2 rRNA genes are annotated in these 2,920 nt (G+C 55.7%); both read right to left on the minus strand.

Going from position 1 to position 2,920, the window contains the following annotated elements:
* Positions 1-7 precede the first annotated feature (7 nt).
* A 5S ribosomal RNA gene (gene rrf / locus ACSVDM_RS30730) occupies positions 8-124 on the minus strand.
* Between the two features lie 124 nt (positions 125-248).
* Positions 249-2,920 (minus strand): 23S ribosomal RNA (locus ACSVDM_RS30735); the annotation flags it as partial.

Genomic DNA, 2,920 nt, shown 5'->3' on the forward strand with positions numbered 1-2,920 from the left:
AATGATTGTCCGGCGGTGTCCTACTCTCCCACACCCTGTCGAGTGCAGTACCATCGGCGCAGGTGGCCTTAGCTTCCGGGTTCGGAATGGGACCGGGCGTTTCCCCACCGCTATAACCGCCGTAACACTATGAAACTATCCACAAACAGCGCTCCCCGAAAACCAAGAGATATTTCACCCCTGGTCAGGGTTTGCTGCAGTGTCTGTGTGTTGTTTCAGATACCGCACAGTGGACGCGTAACACCTTCGATAGTAAGCCCTCGGCCTATTAGTACCGGTCACCTCCACACGTTACCGTGCTTCCAGTTCCAGCCTATCAACCCCATGGTCTGTAGGGGGCCTTAACCCATCAAGTGGGAGAGAAACCTCATCTTGGAACAGGCTTCCCGCTTAGATGCTTTCAGCGGTTATCCCTTCCGAACGTAGCCAACCAGCCATGCTCCTGGCGGAACAACTGGCACACCAGAGGTTCGTCCGTCCCGGTCCTCTCGTACTAGGGACAGCCTTCCTCAAGTTTCTTACGCGCGCGGCGGATAGAGACCGAACTGTCTCACGACGTTCTAAACCCAGCTCGCGTGCCGCTTTAATGGGCGAACAGCCCAACCCTTGGGACCTACTCCAGCCCCAGGATGCGACGAGCCGACATCGAGGTGCCAAACCATCCCGTCGATATGGACTCTTGGGGAAGATCAGCCTGTTATCCCCGGGGTACCTTTTATCCGTTGAGCGACACCGCTTCCACTTGCCGGTGCCGGATCACTAGTCCCGACTTTCGTCCCTGCTCGACCTGTCAGTCTCACAGTCAAGCTCCCTTGTGCACTTGCACTCGACACCTGATTGCCAACCAGGCTGAGGGAACCTTTGGGCGCCTCCGTTACATTTTAGGAGGCAACCGCCCCAGTTAAACTACCCACCAGGCACTGTCCCTGAACCAGATCATGGTCCGAGGTTAGAAGCCCAATACGATCAGAGTGGTATTTCAACGACGACTCCACGAATACTGGCGTACCCGCTTCACAGTCTCCCACCTATCCTACACAAACCGTACCGAACACCAATACCAAGCTATAGTGAAGGTCCCGGGGTCTTTTCGTCCTGCCGCGCGTAACGAGCATCTTTACTCGTAATGCAATTTCGCCGAGTCTGTGGTTGAGACAGCAGAGAAGTCGTTACGCCATTCGTGCAGGTCGGAACTTACCCGACAAGGAATTTCGCTACCTTAGGATGGTTATAGTTACCACCGCCGTTTACCGGGGCTTAAATTCTCAGCTTCGCCCTTACGGGCTAACCGGTCCTCTTAACCTTCCGGCACCGGGCAGGCGTCAGTCCGTATACATCGTCTTACGACTTCGCACGGACCTGTGTTTTTAGTAAACAGTCGCTTCTCTCTGGTCTCTGCGACCCCACCCAGCTCAGACCGTAAAGATCGTCACCAGATGTGGTCCCCCTTCTCCCGAAGTTACGGGGGCATTTTGCCGAGTTCCTTAACCACAGTTCTCTCGATCGCCTTAGTATTCTCTACCTGACCACCTGTGTCGGTTTGGGGTACGGGCCATGTACCAGCTCGCTAGAGGCTTTTCTCGGCAGCATAGGATCACTGAATTCGTCTCAACGACTACGCATCACCTCTCAGGCTGTGTGCAACACGGATTTGCCTATGTTGCGCCCTACAGGCTTACACCAGGTATTCCATCACCTGGCCCAGCTACCTTCCTGCGTCACCCCATCGCTTACCTACTACAGCGAAGGTCCTGTGCAGCAATCCTGCGTCTCGCCCGAAGGCTTGATCACAGAACGTTTGGACAGTTAGTACCACTGATTCAGCATTGGGCGCGGATACACGGGTACGGGAATATCAACCCGTTGTCCATCGACTACGCCTGTCGGCCTCGCCTTAGGTCCCGACTCACCCTGGGCGGATTAACCTGGCCCAGGAACCCTTGGTCATTCGGCGGACGAGTTTCTCACTCGTCTTTCGCTACTCATGCCTGCATTCTCACTCCCGTGGCCTCCACAGCTAGTTCACACTGCTGCTTCCACGGCCACAGGACGCTCCCCTACCCATCCCAACACCTGGCACTTTTAAGGGTGCAGGTTAATGTTGGAATGCCGCGGCTTCGGCGGTGTACTTGAGCCCCGCTACATTGTCGGCGCAGGATCACTTGACCAGTGAGCTATTACGCACTCTTTCAAGGGTGGCTGCTTCTAAGCCAACCTCCTGGTTGTCTAAGCGACCCCACATCCTTTTCCACTTAGTACACGCTTAGGGGCCTTAGCCGGCGATCTGGGCTGTTTCCCTCTCGACTACGAAGCTTATCCCCCGCAGTCTCACTGCCACGCTCTCACACACCGGCATTCGGAGTTTGGCTGACTTCGGTAAGCTTGTAGGCCCCCTAGGCCATCCAGTAGCTCTACCTCCGGCGTGAAACACGTGACGCTGCACCTAAATGCATTTCGGGGAGAACCAGCTATCACGGAGTTTGATTGGCCTTTCACCCCTACCCACAGCTCATCCCCTCAGTTTTCAACCTAAGTGGGTTCGGGCCTCCACGACGTCTTACCGTCGCTTCACCCTGGCCATGGGTAGATCACTCCGCTTCGGGTCCATAATGTGCGACTAAAGAGCGCCCTATTCGGACTCGCTTTCGCTACGGCTACCCCACACGGGTTAACCTCGCCACACACCGATGACTCGCAGGCTCATTCTTCAAAAGGCACGCCATCACCCCACACAACAAGTTGCGAAGGCTTTGACGGATTGTAAGCGCACGGTTTCAGGTACTATTTCACTCCCCTCCCGGGGTACTTTTCACCTTTCCCTCACGGTACTAGTCCGCTATCGGTCACCAGGGAGTATTCAGGCTTACCGGGTGGTCCCGGCAGATTCACAGCAGATTTCACGGGCCCGCTGCTACTCGGG

This window comes from Nocardia sp. JW2 (assembly GCF_051843015.1).
GTDB classification, from domain to species: Bacteria; Actinomycetota; Actinomycetes; order Mycobacteriales; family Mycobacteriaceae; genus Nocardia; species Nocardia coubleae.